At 74.0% G+C, this 26,102-nt stretch carries 18 protein-coding genes; 8 read left to right on the top strand and 10 right to left on the bottom strand.

Features of this window, described 5'->3' with window-relative positions; translation table 11 throughout:
• Nucleotides 1–62: 62 nt before the first annotated feature.
• The 4 genes from ACZ3YL_RS31990 to ACZ3YL_RS31975 form a co-directional block, all read right to left on the bottom strand.
• Entirely contained in the window at nucleotides 63–2,720 is a 2,658-nt protein-coding gene (locus ACZ3YL_RS31990; RefSeq protein WP_465660724.1) for a glycoside hydrolase family 31 protein, read from the bottom strand.
• Nucleotides 2,721–2,870: 150 nt separating this feature from the next.
• Nucleotides 2,871–3,710: a carbohydrate ABC transporter permease gene (locus ACZ3YL_RS31985; protein WP_317621505.1), complete on the bottom strand. Its 840-nt coding sequence runs from the start codon at nucleotides 3,708–3,710 to the stop codon at nucleotides 2,871–2,873.
• Complete coding sequence (locus ACZ3YL_RS31980; RefSeq protein WP_465660722.1) at nucleotides 3,707–4,609, bottom strand: carbohydrate ABC transporter permease; 903 nt, start codon at nucleotides 4,607–4,609, stop codon at nucleotides 3,707–3,709. Before ACZ3YL_RS31980 ends, ACZ3YL_RS31985 begins: the two co-directional genes overlap by 4 nt.
• Before the next feature lie 36 nt (nucleotides 4,610–4,645).
• Nucleotides 4,646–5,929: an extracellular solute-binding protein gene (locus ACZ3YL_RS31975; protein ID WP_188309735.1), complete on the bottom strand. Its 1,284-nt coding sequence runs from the start codon at nucleotides 5,927–5,929 to the stop codon at nucleotides 4,646–4,648.
• A 354-nt stretch (nucleotides 5,930–6,283) separates the two neighbouring features.
• Here ACZ3YL_RS31975 and ACZ3YL_RS31970 point away from each other — a divergent pair, with 354 nt between their 5' ends.
• Genes ACZ3YL_RS31970 through ACZ3YL_RS31945 form a run of 6 tightly spaced genes read left to right on the top strand, consistent with a single transcriptional unit; the run spans nucleotide 6,284 to nucleotide 17,758 of the window.
• A complete protein-coding gene (locus ACZ3YL_RS31970; protein WP_465660719.1) occupies nucleotides 6,284–7,963 on the top strand; it encodes an SNF2-related protein in 1,680 nt (559 codons plus the stop codon).
• A complete protein-coding gene (locus tag ACZ3YL_RS31965) occupies nucleotides 7,852–8,172 on the top strand; it encodes a CU044_2847 family protein (RefSeq protein ID WP_465660717.1) in 321 nt (106 codons plus the stop codon). Before ACZ3YL_RS31970 ends, ACZ3YL_RS31965 begins: the two co-directional genes overlap by 112 nt.
• On the top strand, nucleotides 8,169–9,134 hold the full coding sequence (locus ACZ3YL_RS31960) for a trypsin-like peptidase domain-containing protein (protein WP_188309738.1): 966 nt from the start codon (nucleotides 8,169–8,171) through the stop codon (nucleotides 9,132–9,134). The genes ACZ3YL_RS31965 and ACZ3YL_RS31960 overlap by 4 nt, the downstream gene beginning before the upstream one ends.
• 4 nt (nucleotides 9,135–9,138) lie before the next feature.
• Nucleotides 9,139–10,668 (top strand): VMAP-C domain-containing protein, encoded by a 1,530-nt coding sequence (locus ACZ3YL_RS31955; protein WP_465660716.1) that lies wholly within the window; start codon nucleotides 9,139–9,141, stop codon nucleotides 10,666–10,668.
• A gap of 5 nt (nucleotides 10,669–10,673) precedes the next feature.
• Complete coding sequence (locus ACZ3YL_RS31950) at nucleotides 10,674–11,798, top strand: AAA family ATPase (RefSeq protein WP_223243561.1); 1,125 nt, start codon at nucleotides 10,674–10,676, stop codon at nucleotides 11,796–11,798.
• An 11-nt stretch (nucleotides 11,799–11,809) separates the two neighbouring features.
• On the top strand, nucleotides 11,810–17,758 hold the full coding sequence (locus ACZ3YL_RS31945) for an SAV_2336 N-terminal domain-related protein (RefSeq protein WP_465660713.1): 5,949 nt from the start codon (nucleotides 11,810–11,812) through the stop codon (nucleotides 17,756–17,758).
• An 83-nt stretch (nucleotides 17,759–17,841) separates the two neighbouring features.
• Here ACZ3YL_RS31945 and ACZ3YL_RS31940 read toward each other — a convergent pair whose 3' ends face one another.
• The 5 genes from ACZ3YL_RS31940 to ACZ3YL_RS31920 all read right to left on the bottom strand — a co-directional run bounded on the left by ACZ3YL_RS31940 (nucleotide 17,842) and on the right by ACZ3YL_RS31920 (nucleotide 22,510).
• A complete protein-coding gene (locus tag ACZ3YL_RS31940; RefSeq protein ID WP_465660711.1) occupies nucleotides 17,842–18,813 on the bottom strand; it encodes an SAM-dependent methyltransferase in 972 nt (323 codons plus the stop codon).
• Complete coding sequence (locus ACZ3YL_RS31935) at nucleotides 18,810–19,445, bottom strand: cysteine hydrolase family protein (RefSeq protein WP_188309741.1); 636 nt, start codon at nucleotides 19,443–19,445, stop codon at nucleotides 18,810–18,812. The genes ACZ3YL_RS31940 and ACZ3YL_RS31935 overlap by 4 nt, the downstream gene beginning before the upstream one ends.
• A 293-nt stretch (nucleotides 19,446–19,738) precedes the next feature.
• Complete coding sequence (locus ACZ3YL_RS31930) at nucleotides 19,739–20,494, bottom strand: FAD:protein FMN transferase (RefSeq protein ID WP_465660742.1); 756 nt, start codon at nucleotides 20,492–20,494, stop codon at nucleotides 19,739–19,741.
• A gap of 30 nt (nucleotides 20,495–20,524) precedes the next feature.
• Nucleotides 20,525–21,046, bottom strand: coding sequence for an FMN-binding protein (locus ACZ3YL_RS31925; RefSeq protein WP_465660709.1), 522 nt, complete (start codon nucleotides 21,044–21,046; stop codon nucleotides 20,525–20,527).
• A 96-nt stretch (nucleotides 21,047–21,142) separates the two neighbouring features.
• Nucleotides 21,143–22,510: a ferredoxin reductase family protein gene (locus ACZ3YL_RS31920; RefSeq protein WP_465660707.1), complete on the bottom strand. Its 1,368-nt coding sequence runs from the start codon at nucleotides 22,508–22,510 to the stop codon at nucleotides 21,143–21,145.
• Between the two features lie 233 nt (nucleotides 22,511–22,743).
• On the opposite strand from ACZ3YL_RS31920, the gene ACZ3YL_RS31915 reads away from it, so the two are divergent.
• Together ACZ3YL_RS31915 and ACZ3YL_RS31910 are read left to right on the top strand one after the other, a co-directional pair.
• Nucleotides 22,744–23,508 carry a response regulator transcription factor gene (locus ACZ3YL_RS31915; RefSeq protein ID WP_465660705.1) on the top strand — a complete coding sequence of 255 codons (765 nt, stop codon included), beginning with the start codon at nucleotides 22,744–22,746 and terminating at the stop codon, nucleotides 23,506–23,508.
• 32 nt (nucleotides 23,509–23,540) lie between these two features.
• Nucleotides 23,541–25,010: a sensor histidine kinase gene (locus tag ACZ3YL_RS31910; protein WP_465660740.1), complete on the top strand. Its 1,470-nt coding sequence runs from the start codon at nucleotides 23,541–23,543 to the stop codon at nucleotides 25,008–25,010.
• On the opposite strand, the gene ACZ3YL_RS31905 is transcribed toward ACZ3YL_RS31910, so the two are convergent.
• Nucleotides 24,985–26,076, bottom strand: a complete 1,092-nt coding sequence (locus ACZ3YL_RS31905; protein WP_465660703.1) for a GlxA family transcriptional regulator — start codon at nucleotides 26,074–26,076, stop codon at nucleotides 24,985–24,987. The genes ACZ3YL_RS31910 and ACZ3YL_RS31905 overlap by 26 nt on opposite strands.
• Between the last annotated feature and the right edge of the window lie 26 nt (nucleotides 26,077–26,102).

Here is a 26,102-nt window from a genome sequence, read left to right as displayed (position 1 = left end):
CGACCCCGCGCCGCCCGGCGGGAGGGCCGGGCGGCGCGGGGTCGCGGCGCGCGGGCGGAGGGTCAGTGGCCGCCGCGGATCAGGTGGAGCGAGAAGTCGTCGTCGGTGGAGACCGGCCGGGTCTTGACGTGGGTCACGCCGGTGGCCGCGTCGTGGTACCAGCCGGAGTCGGCGGCGTCGAGGGCGGCGGCCGAGTCGAGGTGGGGCAGTGGGCCGCCCCGGGTGACGACCAGGCGCGGGGCGGACTGGCCGTGCACGGAGAAGCGGTAGGAGCGGGCGTCCGGCTTGCCGGTGTAACTCCCTTCGCTGGCACCGACCTTGACGGTGGTGACCGGTCCGTTCGCGTGGACGTCGACGCGCTGGGTGGCGGAGGAGCCCGCGTCGTACTGCCGGGTGACGCCGTCGTCCTCGTAGAGGGTGTAGGAGGAGTCGCCCTGGGGGTAGAGGTCGTAGTCCAGTTCGGTGCGGTCGCGGGTCTGCCAGGACAGGGTGCCCTGGGGCCACATCGGGACGATCGCGCCGCCCTTGACGAACAGCGGCAGGGTGTCGAGCGGGGCGGAGTAGCCGTTGACCGTGGTGGGGCCCTGGTAGGTGCGCCCGGTCCAGTAGTCGGTCCAGGTGCCCTCGGGCAGGTAGATGCCGTCGCGCACCGAGGTGTCGGAGTAGACCGGGGCGACCAGGAAGTCGGGCCCGGCGAGGAACTCGTACTTCGCGTTCGGGCCGAGGGCCGCCGGGTCGTGCGGGTACTCCAGGGCGAGCGGGCGCACCGCGCCGATGCCGGTGCGGGTGGCCTCGGCGGACAGGGTGTACATGTACGGCAGCAGCCGCTCCTTCAGTTGCAGGTACTTGCGGTTGATCGAGGTGTAGGGCTCGCCGTCCAGCCAGGGCTGCTGGTCGCGCTGCTGCTTGCCGGTCATGTCCTTGGCCCAGCCGTCCATGGTCATGATGGTCGGCAGGAAGGCCTTCCACTGGAGGTCGCGGGTGTACATCCCGGGGTCGCGGCGGAAGATCGAGCCGACGTCGCCGGTGTCGTAGGCGATGCCGGACATGGTGGCGCCGGCGTAGGTGGGGATCTGCCAGCGGATGTAGTCCCAGGACAGGCTCTGGTCGCCGCTCCACAGGACGCCGCAGCGCTGGGCGCCGGCCCAGGAGACCGGCAGCCAGACGAAGCCGCGGGCGTCGCTGTTGTCCTCGATGCCGGCCTTGGCCTGGTCGCAGGCGTTGAGGGCGAAGCCGTAGCCGTTGCCGACCCAGGCGACGTCGAGCTTGCGCACCCGGACCCCGGCCTTGACCTCCTCGGCCTGGTTGGGCAGGCCGTTCTGGGTCCACAGGCCGAGCTGGGCGTGGTCCTTGCGCAGGCCCTCGCCGGTCTGCGGGAGGTTCTCGTAGCCGCAGCCGTAGCCGTCGTTGACGAGCATCCAGCCGAGCGGCAGCTGGTTCTGCGCGTAGCCGTCGGCGACCTTGAGGGCGTCGGTGGTGTGGCGTTCGCCGCGGTTGGCGTTGTGCAGGTAGCAGTCGGAGTCGCCGGGCTCCAGGCCGTAGACCGGTGGCATGAAGGGCTTGCCGACGAGCGCGGTGTACTGGCCGATGACGGACTTGACGTCGCCGGTGAAGTAGTAGGCGTCCAGGCGTCGTTCCTGCTGGCCGGTGTGCACCGGCGAGCCGAAGTCGTAGATCCCGGGGGCGAAGGTGTTGCGGAAGACGCCGTAGCCGGCGGTGGAGACGTAGAACGGCTGGGAGTTGTTGTAGCCGCCTTCGTTCCAGTCGGTGCTGTTGGCGACGTGGACGGTCTGGTCGCGGTGCGAGAAGCTGCCGTTCTGCTCGCCGCCGCCGAAGAACTGCTCGTCGGCGCCGCGGGTCAGGCTCTGCCGCAGTCCGCTGGTGGACCAGCGCAGCGGGGCGTTCTCCTGCCAGATCGCGGTGCGGTTGTCGGCCTGGTAGAGGCCGAACCGCAGGGGGTGCTTGTAGACCCGCAGGACGACGTGGCCGGAGCGGATGCCGTAGTAGTCGCCGGCGTCGAACGAGGAGGTGCGGGGCTGGAGTTCGGGCTGTTTGCGGATCATCGCGCTGTCGGCCGGGTCGGTGATGGTGCCGTCCGGGGCGGCGCGCAGGCGCAGTTGGTCGTCGGCGAGGAAGTCGACCTTGGCCTTGAGGGTGCCCGCGGCGATGTCGTAGCTGCCGCTGCCGCCGGTGAAGGAGGTGAGGTCGCCCGCGTCGGCGGTCTGCGGCAGGTAGGCGCGGCCGGTGAAGGAACCGCCGTGGACGTCGTACGGGACGACCAGGACGTGGTAGGTGCCGGAGGCCTTGGGGATCACCGTGGCCTCGGGGTCGGCGGTGCCGGCGCTCTCGGCGACCTCCTTGCCGTTGGCGTCGTAGATGTAGAGGTCGAAGTCGTCGGTGGGGTTCTGCCACTGGACGGAGACTGGGACGCCGCCCTCCGGGTTGTCGTCCCAGTACCCGTTCGGGACGTTCACGGTGAGGTCGAAGCGGCCGCAGACGGCGCCGTCCGGGTCCTGGGCGGCGGCCGGGCAGGAGGCGGCCCCGCCCATGGTGCCCTTGGCGTAGGCGGGGCTCTGCCAGCCGGCGTTCTGGTGGCCGCTGTCCAGGACGGCGGCGGGGACGGCGGCGCGGGCCGGCAGCACGGGGCCGGCCACGGCGGCGAGGCTGGTGAGGGCCGCCGCGAGGGCGGCTCGTCGGAGGTGGGGTCGGAGCAGGCGCACGGGGGTTCTCCTGTCGACTCGGTGGGTCGATCTGCTGGATCTGCTCGTTCTGCTCGTTCGCTCGATCCGTTCGTTGGCTCGATCTGCTCGTTGGCTCGATCCGCTTGGTGGTTGGATCCGCGTGGTGGTTGGATCCGCCGGTTCGGAGCGCTACTTGACCGATCCGGCGGTCAGCCCGGACACCACGTGCCGCTCGATCACGGCGAACAGCACCACGACCGGCACGATCGCGACGACCGAACCGGCGAACAGGTAGTTCCACTGGACGGTGTAGTTGCCGATGAAGCTGTTGATGCCGACGGTGAGCGGCTGGCTGCTCGGATCGGTGGACAGCGTCAGGCCCATCACGAACTCGTTCCAGGCGGAGATGAAGGTGAAGATCACCGCCGTGACCACGCCCGGCAGGGCCAGCGGCAGGACGACCCGGCGCAGCGCCCCGAGCCGGCCGAGGCCGTCCAGCAGGGCGGCCTCCTCCAGCTCCACCGGGATCGAGGAGATGTACGCGGTCAGGATCCAGACCGCGAAGGCCAGGTTGAAGGCGGCGTTGCAGAGGATCAGCGTCCAGACAGAGTTGAGCATGGACAGCTGGTAGAACTCCCGGTAGAGGCCCACCAGCAGGGAGGTCGGCTGGAACATCTGGGTGACCAGCACCAGCAGCAGGAACAGCCGGCGGCCCCGGTACCGCACCCGGGCGGTGTAGTACGCGGCGGGCAGCGCGACCAGCAGTGCCAGCACGGTGGAGCCGCCGGCCACCAGCAGGGTGACCCGCAGGTTGCCGCCGAGGGTGGAGTCACGCCAGACGCCGACGAAGTTGGACCAGGCGAAGTGCCGTGGCAGGTACGTCGCGTCGCGCAGCTCGTCGGCCGGGCGCAGCGCCGTGACGACCATCTCCAGGTACGGCAGCAGGAAGAGCGCCGCCAGCAGCCAGGCCGCCCCCGCGAGGGCCAGGGTGCGCGGGCCGATCCGTGACCTTCTCTGACGTATCGTCAACTCTCCTCCCGACCCCAGCGGCTGACCTTCAGGAAGACCAGCACCAGCAGCACCACGAGCGCGAAGTTGACCACCGACATCGCCGCCGACTCCCCGATGTCGGTGTCCTTCAGCTGGTACATGAACACCGTGCTGGTGGCCGTGTCACTGCTCGGGCCGCCTTGGGTCATGCCCCAGATCACCGGGAAGGAGTTGAAGACGTTGATCAGGTTGATCACCACGCCGACCAGGAACGCCGGGCGCAGCAGCGGCAGGGTGATCCGCCGGTACGCCTGCCGGCGCGAGGCGCCGTCCACCCGCGCCGCCTCGTACAGCTCGCCGGGGATGGTCTGCAGACCGGCCAGCAGGGTGTAGGTGGTGAACGGCAGGGAGACGAACACCGCGACGAACACCATCCAAGGCCAGGCCGTCGACGGATCGCCCAGCCAGTCCCGCGGGCCGTCGACCAGACCGAGGTCCGTCAGCGCGGTGTTCAGCACGCCCGCCGTCCGGTCGAGCATCCAGCGGAAGCCGATGGCCGTCATCAGCACGGACGCCGCCCACGGCGCGATCAACGCCCAGCGGGCGTACCGCCGGCCCGGGAAGCGCTGGTCGAACAGCTGGGCCAGGGCGAGCGAGAGCAGCATGGTCAGACCGACCACGGCGAGCGTCCAGACCACCGTGGCGAGCAGCACCCGGCCGAGGTCGGCCTCGCCGAACAGCTTGCGGTACTTGTCCAGCCCGGCCGAGCCGCGGACGAAACCGCTGGTGCTGACCCGCAGGAACGATGTGCGGACCATCTCGTACACCGGCCACAGCACCACGGCCGCGATCAGCAGCACGGCCGGGGCGATCCACGGCAGCGGGCCCAGCGCAGGGCCTGGCCGACGGCCGCTGCGCACAGGGGAGTCGGGAGTCATGGGGGCCCTTTCACAGCCGTCGCTCGCCCGGCGCCGTCACTTGTTCGCGACGGCGTCCTGGGCCTTCTTCTGCAGGTCGCCGAGCACCTTGGCCGGATCCCCCGAGACGGCGCTGCCGACGGACTTCTTGATCTCGGCGGAGACCGCGTCCCAGGTGGTGTCGCCGAGCGGGTAGAACACGGCGTGCGGCAGCAGGGCGAAGAACGGCTGGAGGTCCTGGTGCTTGCCCCCGGTGGTCAGCTCCTGCAACGCGCTCTGGGTGACCGGCATCAGGTTGTACGTCTCGTCGAAGGCGAGCTGGTTGTCCTTGGCGTACGCGAAGTCCAGGAACTTCCGGATCTGGTCGCGGTGCCCGTTCTTCTTGAAGGCCATCATCCAGTCCGCCACCCCGAGGGTGGAGCTCAGCGGGCCGTCCTTGCCGGGGATGGGCGCGACCCCGTAGTCGACCTTGCCCGCCTGCGCCATCTGGATCAGCGACGGGTGCCCGTTGAGCATGGCCGCCTTGCCGGCCGCGAAGTCGGCGAACGCGGTCTTGCGGTCGGTGGTGGCCGGGTTGGCGTAGGTCAGCCCCGGGTCTACCAGACCGGACTTGAGCCAGCGGAAGGTGTCGACGTTCGCCTGGCTGTTCAGGGTGTACGCGCCGTCCTTGCCGGTAGGGCCGCCACCGTCGCCGAGCTCCCAGATCATGCTCTCGCCCTGCGCCTCCTCCGGGCCGAGCGGCAGCGCGTACGGCGTGACCCCGGGCACCTTCGCCTTCACCAGCTCGGCGTCCTTGCGCAACTCCTCCCAGCTGGTGGGCGGTTGGGTGATGCCCGCCTGCTGGAACACCGCCTTGTTGTAGAACAGGGCGCGGGCCGAGGAGACGAACGGGATGCCGTACTGGACACCCTTGACCTGCCCGGCGGTGGCGAAACTGTCGATCAGATCGCCCCGGGTGGCGGGCGACAGCACGTCCTCCGCCTTGTACAGCAGGTCGTCGGCGACCTTGTCCGCGTAGCCGCCGGTCTGCAGGATGTCCGGCACGTTGCCGCTCTGGATCATCGTCTTGACCTGCTTGTCGATGTCGTTCCAGTTCACCACCTGGACGTCCACCGTGATCCCGGGGTTGGCCGCGGTGAAGGCGGCGGCGACCTTGTTCCAGTAGTTCTTCGAGCTGTTGGACTCCTTGTCGCCGTAGTCGGCGGCCACCAGCTTCAGCGTCGCCTTCCCGTCGGCGTCGGTCCCGCCACCCCCACCGCCGCTGCCACCGCTGCCACAGGAGGTGAGGGCGAGGGCACCGAGGGCGCACGCCGAGACGAGGGCCAGCACACGTTTGTCCACCGCAGTTACCGCCTTCGTGCGTGCTTGATCGGATGATCCAAGATGCTTGAAGAACGCAGGTTTTGAGCAGTTTCGAAAGAGCAGCTTGCTGCTTCGGGCGGTTCATGTCAATCCTGGCCGCAGTTTTGAGCATGAAGACGCCGCCGACCCGGGCAGGCCGGAGGCGCTCTGCGCAGAAACGCTCAAACCGCGGGGTGCCCCGGCTCACCCCGGACCCGTCCACTTCCCGCGTCCTGGCCCGGAGTTCCCGGGCGTGGCAGTCCGCACCGACATTCCCGACGGCCGGGCGACGGCATCACCGCAGGTGGGATCATGACCGGGTCCGGACGGCAGACGGTGGGGCGGAGGGCGTCAGTGGGGGAGAGACGGTGGGGTGCCCGGGCGGTCAGGGAGCTGCTGGCGGAGGGTGAGCGGCTCGGGGTGGCCGCGCGGGCGGTGGCGGGGGACCACCGGGGCGCGGTGGAGGAGGCCCGGCGGGCGGCGGTCGCGCTGCGGGAGCGGCTGGTGCGGGAGGAGTTGGGCGCCATCGCGGTGGGCCGGCTCCGGGACGTGACCGGGGGCCGGCTGCGGACCGGGGCGCTGGAGGCCGCCGGGTTCGGGACGGTCCGGCAGGTGGTGGAGGCGTCGGCGTACGCGCTGCAACTGCTGCCGGGTGTCGGGGCGCAGACGGCGGCGCAGGCCGTGGCCGCGGCCGGGCAGATCGCCCGGGCGGCCGAGCAGACGGTGGCGGTGCGGCTGGACGTGGACCGGCCGGACGAGCTGAGCACGGCACTGGTCGTGGCGCTGCAACGGCTGGTCGTCGCGGGGCCGGACGCGGCCCGGGCCGCGGAGCTGGGCGAGCGCGTCGCCGACCGGGCCGGATCCCTGGTGGAGGCCGCCGGGCCGGCCCGCGGGGTGGTGCGCGGACTGCTCGCCGGGCGGGAGCGCCGGCAAGCGGCGTTCGCGGCGGCCGACCAACTGGCCGCCCTGCTGGCGGAACTCGACGAGCAGGCGGCGCCGGTCCTGTTCGCCCAGGCCTCCGCCGACCTGCTGCGCCCGCAGGCCGACGCGATCGAGGCGTGGACGGACTTCGAACACCGCTCGGCCGAGTTCTACGGCGTGCTCGCCGAGGTCGCCGCGCTCGGCGGCCCGGCCGACCACACCGCCGCCGAGGGCCACCTGCCCGGTGACCTGTCCGAACAGGTGCGGGCCGAACCTTTGGACGACGCCCGCTGCCGGGTCTCGCTGCGTGGCTACCAGGCCTTCGGGGCGCGCTTCGCGCTGCGGCAGAAGCGGGTGATCCTGGGCGACGAGATGGGCCTGGGCAAGACCGTCCAGGCGATAGCCGTGATGGCGCACCTGCGGGCCCGGGGGAGCACCCACTTCCTGGTGGTCTGCCCGGCGAGCGTACTGATCAACTGGTGCCGGGAGGTCGAAGCCCGCAGCACGCTGGACGCCTACCGCTGCCACGGCCAGGAGCGCGCGGCGGCGCGCGCCGAGTGGCTCCGGCGGGGCGGCGTGGCCGTGGTGACCTTCGACGGGCTGCGGCGGCTGGAGGTGCCGCCGGAGCAGGCCGTCGGCCTGGTGGTGGTCGACGAGGCCCACTACGTCAAGAACCACACGGCGCAGCGCTCGCAGGCGGTGGCGGCCTGGACGGAACGGGTCGAGCGGGTGCTGTTCCTCACCGGCACGCCGATGGAGAACCGGGTGGAGGAGTTCCGCAACCTGGTCCGCTACCTCCAGCCGGACCTGCTGCCGGGCATCCACGCCGGCTCGGCCGCCGCCGGGTCGAAGGCGTTCCGCCGGGCCGTCGCCCCGGCCTACCTGCGGCGCAACCAGCAGGACGTGCTGACCGAACTGCCCGAGGTCGTCCACGTCGACGAGTGGGAGGAGTTCACGCCCGCCGACCTCGCCGCCTACCGCTCCGCCGTCGCCGAGGGCAGGTGCGCGGCACGGTGCAGGGCATCGGGCGCTGGGCGGCGGAGACGATCGCCCAGGGCGGGTCCGGGGCACCGGACTCCTTCGAGGTCGAGTTCGGGCTCAAGTTGGCCGTGAAGTCCGGGCAGTTGCTCGGGATCATCGCGGAGGCCGGGAGCGAGGCGGGGCTGACCGTCAAGCTCTCCTGGGACCTCGCGGCGCGGCGCGAGCGGGCGAACGGTGCGGCAGCCGGAGCCGCAGCCGGAGCCGCAGCCGGAGCCGGAGCCGCGACCGAGGGCGAGGGCGCCGAGGGCACCGAGGCCACCACCCCCGCTGCCGCGGAGTGACCGGCCCGCACCTCGACCGGGCCCGGTCCGAGGCGCTGCACCGCTGTGCCGTCCGGATCGAGGCGGCGACCGGCTTCCGGGGCAGCGGCTTCCTGGTCGCCCCCGGCCTGGTGGTCACCTGCGCCCATGTCGTGCTGGACCGGCGCGGTGTGACCGAAGGGCTGGTGGTCCGGAACGGGTCGAGCGCCCACCCGGTGCCGCCCGGGGCGGTCCGCGCCGAGCCCGACACCATGAGCGGTGGCGCCCTCGAACCGTTCCCCGACCTCGCCCTGCTCGACGTCCCGGCGGTGGCCGGCGCCGGGTACCCGGTGGCCCCGCTGGCGGACGGCGAGGCCGAGCCGGGCAGCTGGCTGACCGCCCTCGGCTACTCCACCCAAACCCCGACACCGGGCCCCAGCGCCGACACGACGGCGCTCCAGGTCGTGGGCCGCTCCGGTGAGTTCATCGGCGTCACCGGCCTCGTCCAGCCCGGCTTCAGCGGCAGCATGCTGGCCGGGCCGGACGGGCTGGTGCGCGGCGTGCTCAAGGGCACCCGCTCGTACAAGCAGGACCTGGGCGGCTGGTACATCCCGCTGGCCGCCCTGCTCGCCTTCCTCGGGCGGGTGGTTCCGGCAGTCACGGCGGTCGCGGCGGTCGCGGCGGAACCGGCCCCCACCGACGCCGAGTTGGTGGCGGCCCTGATGGCCGTCCCGTACACGGCGCGCGCCGACGGGCGGTTCGACCTGTTGGAGCGGATGGGCGAACACCTCGGCCTGCCGCACTCCTTCGAGGTCGAGGAGCGCTCCGACCGCCGCGACCACCTGTTCCGCATCGTCCGCCGCTGCCGCTACCACCGCGACGCCCCGGCGGCACTGCGCGCGCTGTACACGGCGCTGGAGGAACTCGCTCCGTACGACGGCGCGTTGGAGCGGCTCCGAGCTGTCCTGGAACGGGCGGCGGCCGACGGCCCGGGGAGCGGGTAGGCCGATGAGCGGAGGGGCGTACGGCGACTGGTCGCCGCAGGCCGCCGGCGAGCGGGGGCACCGCGCCGCGCCCCCGATCGAGGCGGCCGAGGGCCTGCTGGCCGAGATCCTGTTCGACTTCCAGGGGATCTCCCGGCGGGAGTTCCGGCAGGGCGTCCTGGAGACGATGGGCCGCTCCCCGTCCTCCCGGCTGTTCCACCTGGACGTCAAGGAGGCCGACACCGCCCGCGAGCACGTCCGGGAGATCCTGCGGAGCATCCGCTGCGCCCGCGACCCCCGGGCCGTGCTCGGCTCGCTCGGCGAGGCGCTCCGGGCCCACGACCCGTACGACGGCGCGCTGCCCTGGCTGGAACTGGTGGTGCTGGCGCTGACCGCCGACACCGGGCTGGCCGCCGACCTCCTGCTGCGCGTCATCGGCCTGCTGCGCGCGCTGACACCCCCGCCCGGCCCCCACCAACTCCTCGTCCACGTACCCCGGAACGCCCCCGGCCGCCACCGGATCGACGAGCGGACGACCCTGCCGGAGATCCTCGGCCGGCTGCTCGACCGCTTCGGCGGCCCCGACGCCGGCCCTGCGCTGTCCTTCCTGGACGGCCTGGCGCGGGACCGGGAGCTGACCCTCCGGCACCCGCAACTGCTCCAGCTGGCAGCCCTGTTGGGCAGCGTCACGCCCGCCCGCCCGGCGCCGCGCGAGGAGGCGCCCGGCCGGCTGATCGTGCAGATCCGGCTGGAACCGGAGACTCCGGAGCACATCGAGGCGAGCCGCTACCACCTCCGGGCGTCCTGCTACCGCCAGCCGCTGTCCGGCGGGCCGATCGAGCGCCTCAACGACCTGGTCGCCGCCGACTCGCTGGCCCTGGAGGACCTGGTCGCCGAGGGCAGCGCCCGGCTGGCCGGCTGGCAGGCGCTCTTCACCGAGCTGGCCAGGAGCAGGCGCAGCCCGGTCCGGATCGAGTTCCTGCTGCCCAGGTCCCTGCTCGGCCACAGCGCCGAACTGTGGTCCCCGACCCCCGACGGACACCGGATCGGCCTGCTGCACCCGGTGGTGGTCCGCTACCTGGACCGCTACGTCAACCCCTGGCTGCAGACCGAGGCCTGGTACGAACGGTGGGAGCAGCTGTTCGCCGACACGCTCGACTGCGAGGCCGCCGACCGGATCGGCTGGCCACCCCTGCACCCCGAACGGGTCGCCGACCTGCCCGGCTGGCTCGACGGCCGGCCCACCGTGGCCTGCATCTGCCTCGACACCCCGTACGACGAACTGGACCCCCGGGTGCGCGCGGCCGTGCTCGACGCCGTCGAACTCGACGGCGTCCCGGCCATGTTGTGGCGCCGGGCGCCCGGCGCCCCGACCGACGTGGTCGAGGCCCTGCGCCGCGACCGCCCGCGCTCACTGGCCCACCTGCCGGAGGCCGTCCACCGGCACCGCAAGGTGACCAGGGCGGCGCCGGCCCAGGACGGCGTCACCCTGTTCTGGGACGACCCGAACTGCATGGATCCGGATCAGGACGCCGGCTTTCCGGGGATGGTGTGATGCGGATGGCCGTCGACTGTCCGGGACCGGTCGCCGACGGAGCGGGAAACGACGAGAACGACGAGGACGAGGCGGTAACGATGCCCGAGAACTGGTGGATCTACCGGGGCACCGGCGTGCCCCACGGCGGCATCGCCGCGCTCCCGCCCGCCCCCGCCTGGCGCTCCTTCGGCGACGGGGAAGAGGCCGAGGAGGAGCTGCCCCCGCCCCCGGCCGACGACGCCACCGGCCTCACCGCCCGCCGGCTCGGCCGCATCCAGCAGGCCACCGCCTACCAGGCCGACGACCGCGAGATCCACCTCGTCAACCTGGCCCTCCACCTGCGCCGCCCGCTGCTGATCACCGGCAAGCCCGGCGTCGGCAAGTCCACCCTCGCCTACGCCGTCGCCCACGAGCTGGGCCTCGGCCCGGTGCTGCGCTGGCCCATCAGCAGCCGCTCCACCCTGCGCGACGGCCTCTACACCTACGACGCCATCGGGCGGCTCCACGAGGCGGGCCTGCGCACCCCGCAGCCCGACGGGGAGCCGGCCGGGGACCGCCGACCGCCCGCCATCGGCCAGTTCCTGCGCCTCGGCCCGCTCGGCACCGCGCTGCTGCCCTGGCGCACCCCCCGGGTCGTCCTGATCGACGAGATCGACAAGAGCGACATCGACCTGCCCAACGACCTCCTGAACGTCTTCGAGGAGGGCGAGTTCGAGATCCCCGAACTCCAGCGCCTCGGCCCCGCCCCGCAGGAGGTCGCCACCGCCGACCCGAGCGGGCAGGCCGTCGTCCGCGGCGGCCACGTGCGCTGCGCCCACTTCCCGCTGGTCGTCCTCACCAGCAACGGCGAGCGGGAGTTCCCCTCGGCACTGCTGCGCCGCTGCGTCCGCCTGGAGATCCAGCCGCCCACCGAGGACCGGCTGGCCGCCATGGTCGCCGCCCACCTGGGCGCCGACGGCTCACCCGACGGCGCCCAACGCGCCGCGCTGATCACCGAGTTCCTCCGCCGCCAGCGCGAGGACGGCGCCGACCTGGCCAACGACCAACTGCTGAACGCCCTGCTCATGGCCGAGCGCGGCCTGTGGGGCAGCGGACCGGGGCGCGACGTCATCCACGACGTCCTGCTGCGCCCGCTCAACGAGAGCTGAGGCGGCGGCCGGTGGACGAGCACGGTACGGGTCCCCACGGGGGTGGCGGTCCGGGCGATCGGGCGGCGGCGCAGAGCGCGCTGCGCCAGGCGCTGGCCGCGCTCGTCGCCCCCGAGGGCGAGCGACCCCACCCGCAGGACCTCGCCGACGTGCTGTGGATCTCCCGGCTGGCCGGCCTCGCACCCCTGCCCGACGGCGGCCCGCAGCCGCCCACCGGCCCGCCCACCACCCCACCGCCCGTCACCCCGCAGACCGGAACCCCGCCGACCGGAACCCCGCAGCGGACCGCCACCACGCCCGGCCGGCCGGCCGGGCCCCGACCGCCCGCGCCCACCACCCCGCAACCCGACCCCAAGGTCGAACTGCACCCCCGCAGCGCCCCCACCGGCACCGCCCGGCCGGAGGCGGTCGCCCGCGGCGCCGAGGTCGTCCAGGTCACCCGGCCCACCGCCCTGCCCGGCGCCCTGGCCATCGCCCGCGCCCTGCGCCCGCTGCGCCGGCCACTGACCCAACGCCCCGGCGGCCGACGGCGGTTGCACCTCGACGAGGAGGCCACGGCGGCGGCCACCGCCGAGGCCGGCGTCCTGCTGCCGGTCTGGCAGCGCGCCCAGCCCCGGTACTCCGTCGACCTGCTGGTCGACACCGGCGCCACCATGGCCGTCTGGCACGACCTGGCCGGCGAACTCGCCACCCTGCTGGAACGCCACGGCGCCTTCGAGGACGTACGCACCTGGTCCCTCGACACCGACCGGGACACCCCGCACCTCACCCCCTTCCGACGCCGCCGCACCGCCGTACCACCGCCCGCCACCCCCGACCGCAACTGGGCCCGCCCCCTCGCCGAGCCGCACCGGCGCCGCATCCTGTTCGTCCTCACCGACGGCGTCGGCCCCGCCTGGTACGGCGCCGACCTGGTGCCCTTCCTCGCCCGCACCGCCGCCACCGGCCCGGCCGCCGCCCTCCAAGTCCTGCCCCGCCGCCTCTGGCACCGCACCGCGCTGCGCCCCGCCCCGGTCGAGGCCCGGGCCGCCACCCACGGACGGCCCGTCCCCGTCCTGCGCAGCGACACCACCCTGCCCGGCATCCCGCGCGGCCGGGCCGGCGAGGCGGCACGCGCCGCGGTGGGCTGGCTCCCGGTGCTGGAGATCGACGCCGACTGGCTCGCCCCCTGGGCCGACCTCACCGCCGGCCGCACGACCGGCTGGACGCCCATGCTCGCCGCACCACTCAGCGGAGTGCCCCGGCCACGCCGCCCCCGCGCCGGGGAGACGGACCCACGCCCCGCCGCCGACCGCGTTGCCGCCTTCCGGGCCGGCAGCTCTCCGAACGCCTACCGGCTCGCCTGCCACCTGGCGGCGGCGCCGCTCAGCCTGCCGGTGATGCGACTGGTCCAGCGGGCCACGGTGCCGGAGTCAGGGCAGCGGGAGCTGGCCGAGCTCTTCCTGTCCGGGCTGATCGAGGTGCGGGAGAAGGCCGCCGACCCGGACGAGGTGGTGTACGACTTCGTCGACGGCGTCCGGGAGGAGCTGCTGGGGGAACTGACCCGGACGGAGTCGGTACGGGTGCTGGACCACGTGCTCGCCAAGGTCTCCGGGCGGGTCGCGGCCACCTTCGGCGGGACACTCGACTTCCGCGCCCTGGCAGCCGGCACGGGGGAGGGGAAGCACCGGCTCCCGGAGCGCAGCCGCCCGTTCGCCGAGGTCGCGGCGACGGTGCTGGCGGGGGCGGGCGGCCAGCACGCGGCGATCGCGCGGCACTTGGGCACTGTGGTGGCCGGCCGGACGCTCCGCCGGGAGCTGCTCACCCCGCCGCCGCCGATCGTCAGTCCGCCCGACCCGCCCCGGTTGATCGGACGGCGCGAGGCACTCGACCTGATCGCGCAGGCGTTCGACCCGGCCCGACGCCATCCGACACGCCAACTGGTGGCCGTCAACGCTCCCCTGGGCATGGGAAGGTGCCGCCTCGCCCAGGAGTACGTCCGGCGCTACGGCGCGCGCCACACCCTCGTCCACTGGATCGAGACCCGCTCCGCCGACTCCCTGCGGCACGGCTTCGCCCGGCTCCGCGACGCCCTCGGCGCGGGATCCGGATCGGCCGACCGCTCCGTACCGCTGAACGAACTGCTCGGCAGCCACCCAGGCTGGCTGATCGTCATCGACGGCCTCGACGCCGGTCTCCCACCCACCGAGGAGGCCTGGCCCCAGGACCTGCTCGACCTCGCCGACGCCCGGAGCGGCTGCCTGCTCGTCACCACCGGCTCGGACCGGGAGCTGGAGCGGCTCGGCCGCCCCTGGGTCACGGTCACCCTCGGTTTCCTCACCGAGGCCGAACTGCGCGAGGAGATCCGCCATCGCCTCGGCGACGCCTACCAACGGATCGAGCACGCCCAGGAGTTCCAGCACCTGCTGGACCGGATGCCCCGACGCCCGGACGAACTGGCGGCCTGGCACCTCGACGACCAACTCGCCGTCCTGGCCGGGACATCCGGGTCGGGGAACTCCTCCTCCAACGTCCGCAGCTTCCGGCTGCCCAGCCCGGCGCTGGCGATGGCGCTGATGCCGGCCGAGGACGGGGGTTACCTCGCTGTCTACGGTGCGGACCGGCTGGTACGCAATATCGACGTGATGACCGGCCAGGAGACCGAACCCGCGGTGGAGCTCGAGGACTCCGGCACCGAGTTCGTCGCGATGGCTGGGCTTCGTGACCGGATCTTCGTCATCTGCACTGCGGACTCCAGTGGAGGATTCGCCTTCTGGGACGCCCGCGAGGGCCACTTCGCCGCGGGGGAACGGGGACCGTCCTCGCCGCCGGTGGCGATGGCCCGGTTCGTCCACACCGACGGAGAGGTCTACCTCTGGATGTCGGACCTCGACGGCCGGATGCGGATCTGGGACGCCCGGACCGACGGAGTGGTCGTGGAACTGCCCGGCCTCCCCGGCGGCCACCGCTCCTGGGCGATGACCACCCTTCCCCAGCCGGACGGGCCCTCGCTCCTGATCGGCGTCGACCCGACCGGACGGCTGCACCGCTGGCGACCCGACGACCCCTCGACCCATGAGTCCTTCGCCGCCGCCGTGGTCGACCCCGGCCGGGCGCGGACCATCGTCGGGATCACCGGCGACGAGACCCGCTGCGTGATCGCCTCGATCGGCGACCGGGACACCCACGTCCACATCTGGGAGTTCGAGGGCCGCTGGCGCGGCGACCGGCGGAGCGAGAGTGAACTTCCGCTGCTGGCCGGCCGGTTCCGCCTGTTCGAGCGGATCGCCCAGGGGCGGCAGAGCGAGGTCTGGCGGGCCCGGGACGAACAGGACGGCTCGACCGTCGCGGTGAAGACCTTCGACCGGGACCGTCACGCCACTCGCCCGGACACGGACGTGTTCCTGGACCAGGCCAGGAAGCTCACGCTGCTCGGACACTCCGGTGTCCTCGGCTGCCGACTCGCCGGGAGCGACCCCGAACGCCTCTACCTGGTCCTCGAGTTCATCGACGGACCCGATCTGCGGACCGTACTCGACGGGGAGCCGCTGCCCCCGTACGAGGCGGCAGCGATCGCCCACGGCGTGGCCGAGGCGCTCGACTACCTGCACGGCCACGGGATCGCGCACGGCAGGATCGAGCCCGCCAACGTCCTCGTCCGCCCGGACGGCAGCCCGGTCCTCTGCGACTTCGGGATCGACTTCACCGGATCCGGCGCGGCGGAGCCGGCCGACGACCTCCACGCCCTCGGCAACCTCCTCCAGCAGACCGGCGTCCCCGAGGCCCTGCAAGGGCTCGTCCTCGAACTGCTCCACCCGGACCCGCGCCGACGGCCGTCCGCCGCCGAAGCCGCCCGGCGGATCGCCGCCTCGGGCGCCCTGCGAGAGCCCGACCGCACCCCGGAACCCCCGCTCAGGTTCACCCTGCTCGGCGAGGTGGGGGTCTGGCGCGGGGACGAGCCGCTGGACCTCGGCCCCCCGGAACGGGCGGCCGTGCTCGCCGCCCTGCTGAAGTACCGGGGCCGCCCCGTCCGGGCCGAGGTCCTGATCGACGCGGTCCGGTCGCAGCACACCTCGTCGGCCCGCGAGCTGGACGAAGTCTGGCTCCATGTCCAGGAGTTGGAGCGAGTGCTCAACTCGGCCTCGGCCCCGCGCGCCGTGGTCGAGGAACTGGCGGACGGCCACACCTGGGTCCTGAACGTCACCTCCGGGCAGATCGACGTCGTCCTCTTCGAACGGGCCCTGGAGCGCGCCGAAGCGGCACTCGAGGACGGTGCCCCGGATGCGCTTCGACGGTACGCCGAGGAGGCCGAAGCCCTCTGGCAGGGGCCGCCGCTGGCCGACCTGCCAGGGCCGTCCGCAGAACTGGAGCGGACCCGTCTCAACGAACTGTACCGACGCGTAGAGGAGTTGATCCTCGCAACCGCGCCGCCCACCGCGCCGGGGGGCGGTCGCCTCAGCTACTCCCTGCTCGGCCCGCTGCGCGTCCGGCGCGGCGAGCAGCCGGTGCGGGTCGGCTCACCGCAGCAGGAGGCCGTCCTCGCCGCCCTCCTGCTGCACGCCCCGGCAGCCGTGCCCACCCGCAGCCTGGTCGACGCGGTCTGGGGCGACCAGTCACCGGCCCGGGCCGGGGCGGTGGTGCACAGCCACGTGTCCCGGTTGCGGAACGTCCTGCGCGACCGCACCCAGCCGCGCGGCGCGACCGAGATCCTCCAGACGGTGGCCGACGGCTACCGGTTGGTCGTCGACCCGGGCTCGGTCGACGTGGCCGTCTTCGAGGAGCGGCTGGCCGCGGCCGTGCAGGCGGAGCAGGCCGGTGACCTGGCCGGCGGGCACAGGCTGCTGCGCTCCGCGCTCGACCTCTGGGAGGGCACCGCGCTGGACGGCGTCCCGGGGCCGTACGCCTCCTGGGAGCGCACCCGGCTGACCGAGCGCCGGATGGCCGCCACCGAGGACCTGTACGCCACCGGGCTGGCGCTGGGGCGGCACCACGAGTTGCTGAACGAACTCGAACTGTCGCTCACCGAGCACCCGTTGCGCGAGCGGCTGTGCGCTCTGCTGATGCTCGCCTACTACCGGCTCGGACTGAAGGATCGCGCGATGGAGCCCTACCGGCGACTCCAGCAGCGGCTGGCGGAGGAGTTCTCCGTCGAGCCGGGCCCGGCGGTGACCGGGCTGTACCAGATGATCCAGGCGGACGACCTCGAACTCCGCAGGCCCGGCCGGGCCGAGGCGCTCATCGTGCCACCGGGCGGGACCACCACGCCCGCCGTCGTGGACTCAGCCCGTCTCCCCCGTGGTGACGCGCCACAGGGGGTGGCGATCGGGCGCGACATCGCCCAACAGGTCCCGGTGTTCGTCGACTTCGAGGCCAACCCGCTGTTCGTCGTGTTCGGCGAGAACGGCGCGGGGAAGACCACGCTGCTCCGACTGCTCGTCAAGCAGCTCACCGATCGCTACACCTCGGAGCAAGTCGGCTTCCTGGTCGCCGACTTCCGCCGCACCCTGCTCGACGAGGTGCCGCCCGAGTGTCTCGTCCACTACGCGTCGGACATGCCGGGCCTGACCACCCTGGCTGGGATCCTGCGCGTTGCGGCCGAGAGCCGTACGCCGGGCGCCTGGCAGCGGCACAAGGCCGTCTTCCTCATCGTGGACGACTTTCATCTGACCGCCTCCATGGAGGAGGATCCGCTGTCCTCCCTCGTCGAACTCCTCCCGCAGGCCCGCGCGATCGGCCTCCACGTCATCATCGCCTGCACCACCAGGAGCGCGGGCCGGGCCGCCCCCGCCTCGCCGTTCCTCCGGACGGCCTGCGCGCTGGGGCCCCACGGCGTGGTGCTCTCCGGTGACAAACAGGAAGGCTCCCTGCTCGGCTCGGTGTCCCCCCGATCCCTCCCCCCGGGCCGGGGAATCCTGGTGACGCCCGGCCGCCCGTCCGGAACCCTGATCCAGACCGGCTGGCTGCCGACCCGAAGGGCCTGATGACCGCAGACGGCGCGAGTCCGCTCCTGCGGGGTGTGTACCGGGCTTGCGTCAGGGACCAGTGGACTCCGGGCGGGAGCTCGTCAGGGCCGGGCGGCGAAGACCCAGCGGGTGGCGGCGAGGGCGTCGTCCCGTTCGGGGAGCGGGCCGCGGCCGTAGTGGCGGGTGAACTCGAAGGGGGTGTGGGCGGTGGTGGACCAGCCGCGCGCGGCGAGGTCGGCGGGGGTGTCGGGGCGGGGGCCGGCGTCGAGGAGGGCGAGCAGGTCGATGCCGGTCCGTTCGCGGGTGGCGGTGTGGACGGGGTGGTCGCGGCCGGCTGCGGGATCTGCGCCGGGTTCGGCCTCCTGGAGGAGGGCCTCGTAGGCCAGGGTGGAGCCGGGGGCGCTGAACCGGTCGACGGTGGCGAAGAGTTCGCGTTCGGTGGTGCCGGGCAGGTGGAGCAGCAGGCCTTCGGCGAGCCAGGCGGTCGGCTGGTCGGGGTGGAATCCGGCGGCGGTGAGCGTCTCGGTCCAGTCGGTGCGGAAGTCGGCGGCGACGGTGGAGCGTTGGGCCGTCGGCCGGGCGTCGATGCCGTCCAGGACGCGCTGTTTGAAGGCCAGCACCCCGGGCCGGTCGACCTCGTAGAGGGCGCAGTCGGCCGGCCAGTCCAGCCGGTACGCCCGGGTGTCGAGCCCGGCTCCGAGCAGCACGACCTGCCGGGCGCCGAGTTGGACGGCGCGGAGCAGCTGGTCGTCCAATGCCCTGGTGCGCAGGGCGAAGTAGCGGCCGAGCCGGCCCCACAACGGGTCGGCCTCGCCGTCCGGGACGTCCTGGGGGTGGAGGGGCCAGCGGGCGGCGGCGGGGGCGGCGCGGACGAAGTGCTCCGCGTACGGGTCCCGGGCGAGGGCGTCGGGGCGGTGGGTCTCGATGGCCCGGGCGGCGGCGACCAGCAGGGCGGTGGGCGGCACCCCCTCGGCCAGGTCCTCGGTCACGCCCTCGGCCTCGCCCTCCTGCGCGTCCTCGGCCGGGCCGGGTTCCTCGGCCAGGCCGGTGTTCTCGCTCATGCCGACGGTCATGCGCGCTCCTGCTGCTCGGGGGCGGGGGTCTCGGGAATCCGTGTCCAGACGGTGAGTTGGTCACGGGTGGTGACGCGGGCGCCGTACACCCGGCGCATGAAGGCGAGGACGGAGTCGTCCGGGAGGTGCAGCGCCGCGGTGCAGTCGGCGAGTACGGTGATGTGGAAGCCCTTCTGGAAGGCGGTGCGCGCGGTGCTGTCCACGCACACGTCGGCGAACACGCCTGCCAGGGCGAGGTGTTGGACGCCGCTGTCCACCAGGTGCCGTTCGAAGCCCGGGCTGAGGAAGGCGTCGAAGCAGGCGTGTTTGGTGAAAACCGCCTCGCCGTCCTGCGGGGTCACGGCGGTGAAGGCGGCGCCCCAGCTCCCGTCGAGGCACTTGGGGCGTTTACCGAGGGTGGCGTCCCGGTGGCGCCAACTGGCGCCCTGGTGGGCGGGATCGCCGAGGAAGCGGACGAACACCACCGGGGTGCCGTGGGCCCGGGCCGCCTGGACGGCCTGGGCGGTGTTGGCGGCGACGGTGGGGAGCCGGGTGGGGTCGCCGGGGTAGCGGGCGGCGGCGGCCGGGCCGGCGCAGAAGTCGTTCTGCAGGTCGACGACGACCAGGGCGGTGTGGCCGGGCGGCGCGCTCACGCGGCCGCTCCGGACGGGTTGACGACCGGGGTGCTGGTACGTTCCGCGCCCGGACCCCGGTCAACGGCGAGTGCGACGACGGGTGTCACGGTGCGGTGCCTCCTCGGCTCGGTGCCAGTGGGGGGTCGGGCGGTCCGTGCCCGATCGGTTTTCCTCACTATCGGCCACCATGCGGAGGTGAGCGAGACATGATCGCCGGGGTTCACCTGATGGAGTGAACTCGGTGTGGCGGAAACCGAGTTGCCGCAGCGGTTCGGCGGTTCGGCGGTTCGGCGGTTCGGCGGTCCAGCGGTTCAGCGTGTCGTGGCGAGCTGCCAGTCGGCGGGGCCCGAGGGCGGCAGGTGGCCGGGCAGTCCGGAGGTCCAGCGCTTGGTTCCGTCCGGCAGGACGGCGAGCGCTTCCACCCCGGGGCGTCGGGCCGCCCAGGCCAGCGCGCGGTCCGGGCCCATGGCGAAGGCGGCGGTCGCCCAGGCGTCGGTGCGGGCGATGCCGGTGCCGGGGGCGCCGACCAGGGTGAGCGAGGCCAGGCCGTCCGCGGGGCGGCCGGTGTGCGGGTCGAGGATGTGGGCGCCGCGTTCGGCGGTGCCGGAGGTGGCGATGGCGAGGTCGCTGCCGCCGAGGACGGCGGCGAGGTCGCCCGGCCGCCCGGGGTGGGCGATGCCGATCCGCCACGGCCCGCCGGAGGTCTGGACGTCCCCGCCGCCGTTGACGCAGAACTGCCGGGCGCCGATGGCACGCAGCAGTCGGGCGGCCTCCTCGACGGCCCAGCCCTTGACCCAGCCGCTGGGGTCGAGCCGTCCGCCGGGCCGTTCGGTGAAGTAGCCGTCGGTCTCGGCGGTGACCTCGCGGCAGGCGTCGAGCACCGTGCGGACCTCGGGATCGCAGTCGGCGAGAGCCAGTGCGCCCCGGTCGAGCCGGCTGATGTCGCTGTCCGGCCGGTAGGTGGAGAACACCGCGTCGATCCGGTGCAGCCGTTCGGTGATCCGCCGCAGCGCCTCGGGCAGGTCGGGCCCGGGGTCGCGGACGGCGATGGAGAAGACGGTGCCCATCACGGGCTCGGCGTGCCGCAGCACCGGCGGTCAGCCCTTCGCCCGGTCGAGGGCGCTCTGCAGCGAGCGGATGTAGCCGTCGCTGGTGTAGGTGGCGCCGCTGACGGCGTCGATCTGGGCGCTCTGCGCGGAGATCGCCTCCTGGTTGAGGGTGGGCAGGGCGTCGGTGTTGATCTCGCGGTCCCGGCGGTCCTCGGTGGGGTACTTGACCACGTCGACGCCGGTGAGCCGGCTCCCGGCGAGGGTGACCTGCACCTGCACCGGCCCGTACCGGGTGTTGACGGTGTCCCCGCTGATCTTCCGGGTGGCACCGCCGCCGGCGGGCGCGGGCGCCGACGTGGGGGAGGCGGAGGTGTCGGCGGCACCCGGGGTCCCGGAGCCCGATGTGGCGCCGGTCCCGGAGCCGGTCCCGGATGACGAGCCCGACCCCGACGAGGATCCCGCTCCCGAGCTGATCACCGGCGCGGACCCGGTCGCCTGGTGCGGTTTGAGCGAGAGCAGCAGCACCACCCCGGCAGCGGTGGCGGCACTGGTGACGACGGCTCGGCGCATGGACAACTCCTGGTGTGCTCAGGCTCGGAAGCAGGCTCGGAAGCAGGCGGGGAAGCAGGCGGGGAATCGAGCTCGGGATCAAGCTCGGAATCAGGCTCAGAAGACGAAGGACTCGTGGTGGATCCGCCCCGCCCGAACCCCGGCCGCCCGCAGCGCGCGCACGGCCTCCTCGGTGACGGCCTCGGGCCCGCACAGGTAGACGTCGTGCTCGGCCAGCCCCGGCACCAGCCGGGCGAGCGCCGCGCCGAGGTCCCCGACCTGCTCGCGCGAGCCGAGCAGCTCGTGCACCACCGCGCCGCGCTGCCGGGCGACCTCCGCCAGCTCGGCCCGGAACAGCACGTCCTCGGCGCGCCGGGCCCGCTGTACCAGGGTGACCTCGCCCGGCAGGGTCTCGAACAGCGCCCGCAGCGGGGTGATCCCGACGCCCACCCCGAGCAGCAGCACCCGGCGCTGCCGCTGCCGCCGTCCGGTGAACGCCCCGTACGGTCCCTCGGCCCGCACCCTGGTGCCCGGCCGCAGCCGGGCGACGGCGGCGCTGTGCCCGCCGAGGTCCTTGACGGTGAACCGGAGGAAGTCGGGGCGGGCCGGTGCGGACAGCGAGTACGGGTTGGCGGCCCAGCGCAGTCCGGGGGCCTGGAACTGGAGTCGGAAGAACTGGCCGGGCTCGGCGCGGAGCTCGTCCAGCCGCCGGCCGGACAGGAACAGCGACACCACGCCGGGGCCCTCCGGCCGCACCTCGGCCACCTTCAGCCCGTGCCGCCGGTCGAGCAGCCAGGGCCACAGCAGCCGGTACCAGCCGAGCAGGGCCGCCGTCCCGAAGTAGAGCGCGTACCAGCCGGCCCGGCCGGGGCCGCCGCCGAGGTCGGCGCCGGTGGTCAGCTGGTGGGCGAAGGCGAGTGCGACCGCGAGGTAGGTGGCCAGGTGCAGGTAGTACCAGGTCTCGTAGGAGAGCCGGCGCCGGGCCGCCCGGGCGGAGACCGCGCCGGTGCCGAGCATCAGCAGGGTGCCCGCGGTGGCCTTGAGCATGTCGGGGTAGTGGAAGACGATCTCGACGCCCTCGCCGACCGGCCCGCGTCCGTCGGTGAGCGCGTAGCCCCAGATCACGGTCAGCAGGTGCACGGTGACCAGGCCGACCAGCCAGCGGCCGCCGTACGCGTGCCAGCGGGCCAGCCGGTCGGCGCCGACCCCGCGTTCCACCGGCGGCAGCCGGGCCATCAGCAGGAGCAGCACCGGCGCGGCGTACCCGGCGAGCAGTCCGGCGATCCGCCCGGCGCCGGTCAGCCAGCCGGCCGCGCCGACCACCGCGGCGGTGTTCACCCACCACAGGCCGAGCACGCCGAGTGCGCCGGCGGCGATCAGGCCGAGCGCCGCGCCCGGCGGCAGCGCGAGCGGCGGGCGGGCCGCGGCCCGGTGACGCGGGCCGGCGGGCGCCTGCCGGGACTTCGGTACGGTGGCAGTGCTCATCGCGGATCCTCCTTGGCTCCCGGCGGCGGCACGGCCCCGCCGGGGCGGTCCACGATGGCACCGCAAGCTCTGAGTCACCTCTGAGGGAGTCCGCCCCCCAAGCCCGTAGGGGGCACCATCGCCGCAGGTCAGCGGCCATGTGAGGGTTCACGAACCAGGTTCGGCGATCTCACGGGTTTCTCATCGCGGCGGGCCAGAATGTCCGCCGTCCGCCACCGAGCCGAGGGAGCAGCATGGACGACAGCGCCGACCGCCGGGACGACCGCCCGGGCGAGCGCGCGGACGACCGCCGGGACGACCGCCCGGACTGGCGCGTCCTGGTCGTCGACGACGAGCCGGACCTGGTGGAGGTGGTCTGCGGCGCCGTCCGCTACGAGGGCTGGCAGGCCCGCGGCGCGACCACCGGCCTGGAGGCCGTCCGGGAGGCGGCACAGTGGCGGCCCCACGCGGTGGTGCTCGACATGATGCTGCCCGACCTCGACGGCCTGGAGGTGCTGCGCCGGGTGCACGCCGCCCAGCCCGAGGTGCGGGTGCTGTTCCTGACCGCCCGGGACGCCGTCGAGGAGCGGATCGCGGGCATCGCGGCGGGCGGTGACGACTACGTGACCAAGCCGTTCAGCCTGGCCGAGGTGATGGTGCGGCTGCGCGGGCTGCTGCGCCGCGCCGCCCCGACGGAGGGGCCGCGCCGCCCGCCCGCGCACGCCCTGGTGCTCGGCGACCTCGTCCTGGACGACCGGGCCCGCGAGGTGACCCGCGGCGGCGAGACCATCGAGCTCAGCCCGACCGAGTACGCGCTGCTCGCCCACCTGATGCGCCACCCCCGGCAGGTGCTCAGCAAGGCCCAGATCCTGGACGCGGTCTGGTCGTACGACTTCGGCGGGCAGGCGCACATCGTGGAGCTGTACATCAGCTACCTGCGCAAGAAGCTGGACGCCGGCCGCAGCCCGATGATCCACACCGTGCGCGGCGCGGGCTACCTGATCAAGGCCGCGCAGTGACGGTCCGCACCGGAGCGGCCGCGCTCCGCAGGATGCTGCCCCGCCGACCGGCGCTCCGCAAACTGCTGCCCCGCACCCTGCGCGCCCGGCTGATCGCCGGCCTGCTGGTGCTGCTGGTGGTCACCTGCGCCGCCGTCGGCTTCGCCACCGCCGCCGCGCTGCGCCACTTCCTGGTCGACCGGCTCGACCAGCAGCTCGCCGAGGCCGGCGGCCGCTACGCCGCCAGCCTGGAGCACACCGGCGCCGGCTCCGGCCCCGACACCCGGGCCCAGACCCCCGGCACCCTGGGCGTGCGGCTGCTCGGCGGCCGGGTCACCGCCGCCGGGGTGGTCGACGGGGACGCCGACGACGTCGACCACCCCGACGACGCGGACGACCGGGTCTCCTTCACCCCCGACCGGCAACGCGCACTGGCCGCCCTGCCGGCCGGCGGCCCGGCCCGCACCCTGGACCTCGGCGGCGCCCTGGGCCGCTACCGGGTCCGGGCGGTGGCCGGCATGGACGGCGACGTGCTGGTCAGCGGGCTGCCGCTGCGCCCGGCGGAGGACACCGTGGAGCGGCTGGAGACCCTCGAACTGACCGTCTTCGCGATCGCCGTCACCGCGGCCGGCGCCGCCGGGGCGGTCTGGGTCGGCTGGTCGCTGCGCCCGCTGCGCCGGGTGGTGGGCATGGCCGAGCGGGTGAGCGCGCTGCCGCTGGCCAGCGGCGAGGTGCTGCTTGCCGAGCGGGTGCCGGACGACGATCCGCGCACCGAGGTCGGCCGGGTCGGCGCGGCGCTCAACCGGATGCTCGGCCACGTCGGCGACGCGCTGGCCCGTCGGCACGCGGTGGAGGAGCGGCTGCGCGGCTTCGCCGCCGACGCCAGCCATGAGCTGCGCACCCCGGTGGCGGCCGTCCGCGGCCATGCCGAGCTGGCGCTGCGGCACCCCGGCGAGGTGCCCGGCGAGGTGCGGCACTCGCTGGAGCGGATCGACGCCGAGGCGCTGCGGATGGGCACGATCGTCGAGGACCTGCTGCTGCTCGCCCGCCTGGACGCGGGCCGCCCACTGGCGGAGGAGGAGGTGGACCTCACCCGGATCGCGCTCAACGCCGTGGCCGACGCCCGGGCGGCCGGCCCCGAGTACCGCTGGCGCCTGGTGCTGCCGGAGGAGCCGGTGCTGGTGCGCGGGGACGAGCACCGGCTGAGCCAGGTGGCGGCCAATCTGCTGGCCAACGCCCGTACCCACACCCCGGCCGGTACGGCGGTCGAACTGCGTCTCGAACTCGCCGCCGATCAGGTGGAGTTGAGTGTCGTCGACGAGGGCCCGGGGATCCCGGCGGAGCTGCTGGAACGGGTCTTCGAGCGCTTCGTCCGGGGCGACCGCGCCCGCTCCCGCGCCACCGGTTCGACCGGGCTGGGCCTGGCCATCGTCCGGGCCGTGGTCCAGGCGCACGGCGGCACGGTCGAGGCGGCCAGCCGGCCCGGCCGGACGGTGTTCACGGTGCGGCTGCCGGCGGTGTGACGGCCGGCAGCGCTGCTGCCGGCGGTGCGACGGTCGTGTCCGTGTCCGTGTCCGTGGTCGTGGTCTTGGCCGTGTCCGGGCCGGTGCGGAAGCGTTGCCGGTAGTCCGTCGGCGTGGTGTCCAGCCGGCGGCGGAAGGCCCGCACCAGGGTGTCGGTGGTGCCGAAACCGCAGGCGGTGGCGATGCGTTCGAGCGTGTCGTCGCCCGACTCCAGCCGGTGGCGGGCGAGTTCGACCCGCGCCGACTCGACGTAGGCGCTCGGCGTGGTGCCCAGTTCGGTCTTGAAGATCCGGACCAACTGCCGTTCGCTGAGGTGCGCGTGGGCGGCGAGTTCCGGCACGGTGAGCCGGCCGGAGAGGTTGCGCAGGACGTGGTGGCGCAGCTCCTCGATCCGCCGGGTGGTGGAGACCGGCTCCAGCGGGACGCTGAACTGGCTCTGGCCGCTGGGGCGTTTGAGGTACATCACCAGCTGCCGGGCGACCCGCAGGGCGAGTTCCTCGCCGAAGTCCTCGGCGACCAGAGCGAGCGAGAGGTCCAGGCAGGCGCTGATGCCCGCGCCCGTCCACACCTCGCCCGCGCGGATGAAGATCGGGTCGGCGTCGACCTCGATCCCGGGGTACTCGGCGGCCAGCTGGCCCGCCGTCGACCAGTGGGTGGTGGCCCGCTTGCCCTCCAGCAGCCCGGCGGCCGCCAGCAGGTGGGCGCCGACGCAGACCGAGGCGACCCGGCGCGAGCGGGCGGCCAGCGTCCGGACGTGCTCGACCACGGCCGGGTCGGTCAGCGCCCGGACCCTGCGGGCCTCGTCGACCTCCACGGCCCCGGGCACCAGCAGGGTGTCGATGCCGCCCGCGGCGGCGGCCTGGTCGAAGGTGAGGTCGGGCAGGATCCGCACCCCGGCGGCGGTGGTGACCGGGCCGGAGGTCTCGGCGGCCAGCACCACCCGGTAGCCGGTGGTGTCCCCGCTCTCCCGCCGGACCAGCGAGAACACCTCCGGCGGCCCGGTGACGTCCAGCAGGTCCACGCCCTCGAACAGGACGATGACGATCAGCCGCTGCGCGCTCTCCACGGGCTCCCCCTCTGTGCCGCCCCTGA

The sequence above is a fragment of the Kitasatospora sp. NPDC023176 genome, assembly GCF_055560495.1.
This window is presented reverse-complemented; position numbering and strand designations above follow the sequence as displayed.

Bases quoted from the DNA above. Each gene is read 5' to 3' on its own strand.
- ACZ3YL_RS31980 (WP_465660722.1), bottom strand. From the start codon at position 4,609: ATGACTCCCGACTCCCCTGTGCGCAGCGGCCGTCGGCCAGGCCCTGCG.
- ACZ3YL_RS31955 (WP_465660716.1), top strand. From the start codon at position 9,139: ATGAGCGGAGGGGCGTACGGCGACTGGTCGCCGCAGGCCGCCGGCGAG.
- ACZ3YL_RS31950 (WP_223243561.1), top strand. From the start codon at position 10,674: ATGGCCGTCGACTGTCCGGGACCGGTCGCCGACGGAGCGGGAAACGAC.
- ACZ3YL_RS31940 (WP_465660711.1), bottom strand. From the start codon at position 18,813: ATGACCGTCGGCATGAGCGAGAACACCGGCCTGGCCGAGGAACCCGGC.
- ACZ3YL_RS31930 (WP_465660742.1), bottom strand. From the start codon at position 20,494: ATGGGCACCGTCTTCTCCATCGCCGTCCGCGACCCCGGGCCCGACCTG.
- ACZ3YL_RS31925 (WP_465660709.1), bottom strand. From the start codon at position 21,046: ATGCGCCGAGCCGTCGTCACCAGTGCCGCCACCGCTGCCGGGGTGGTG.
- ACZ3YL_RS31920 (WP_465660707.1), bottom strand. From the start codon at position 22,510: ATGAGCACTGCCACCGTACCGAAGTCCCGGCAGGCGCCCGCCGGCCCG.
- ACZ3YL_RS31915 (WP_465660705.1), top strand. From the start codon at position 22,744: ATGGACGACAGCGCCGACCGCCGGGACGACCGCCCGGGCGAGCGCGCG.
- ACZ3YL_RS31910 (WP_465660740.1), top strand. From the start codon at position 23,541: ATGCTGCCCCGCCGACCGGCGCTCCGCAAACTGCTGCCCCGCACCCTG.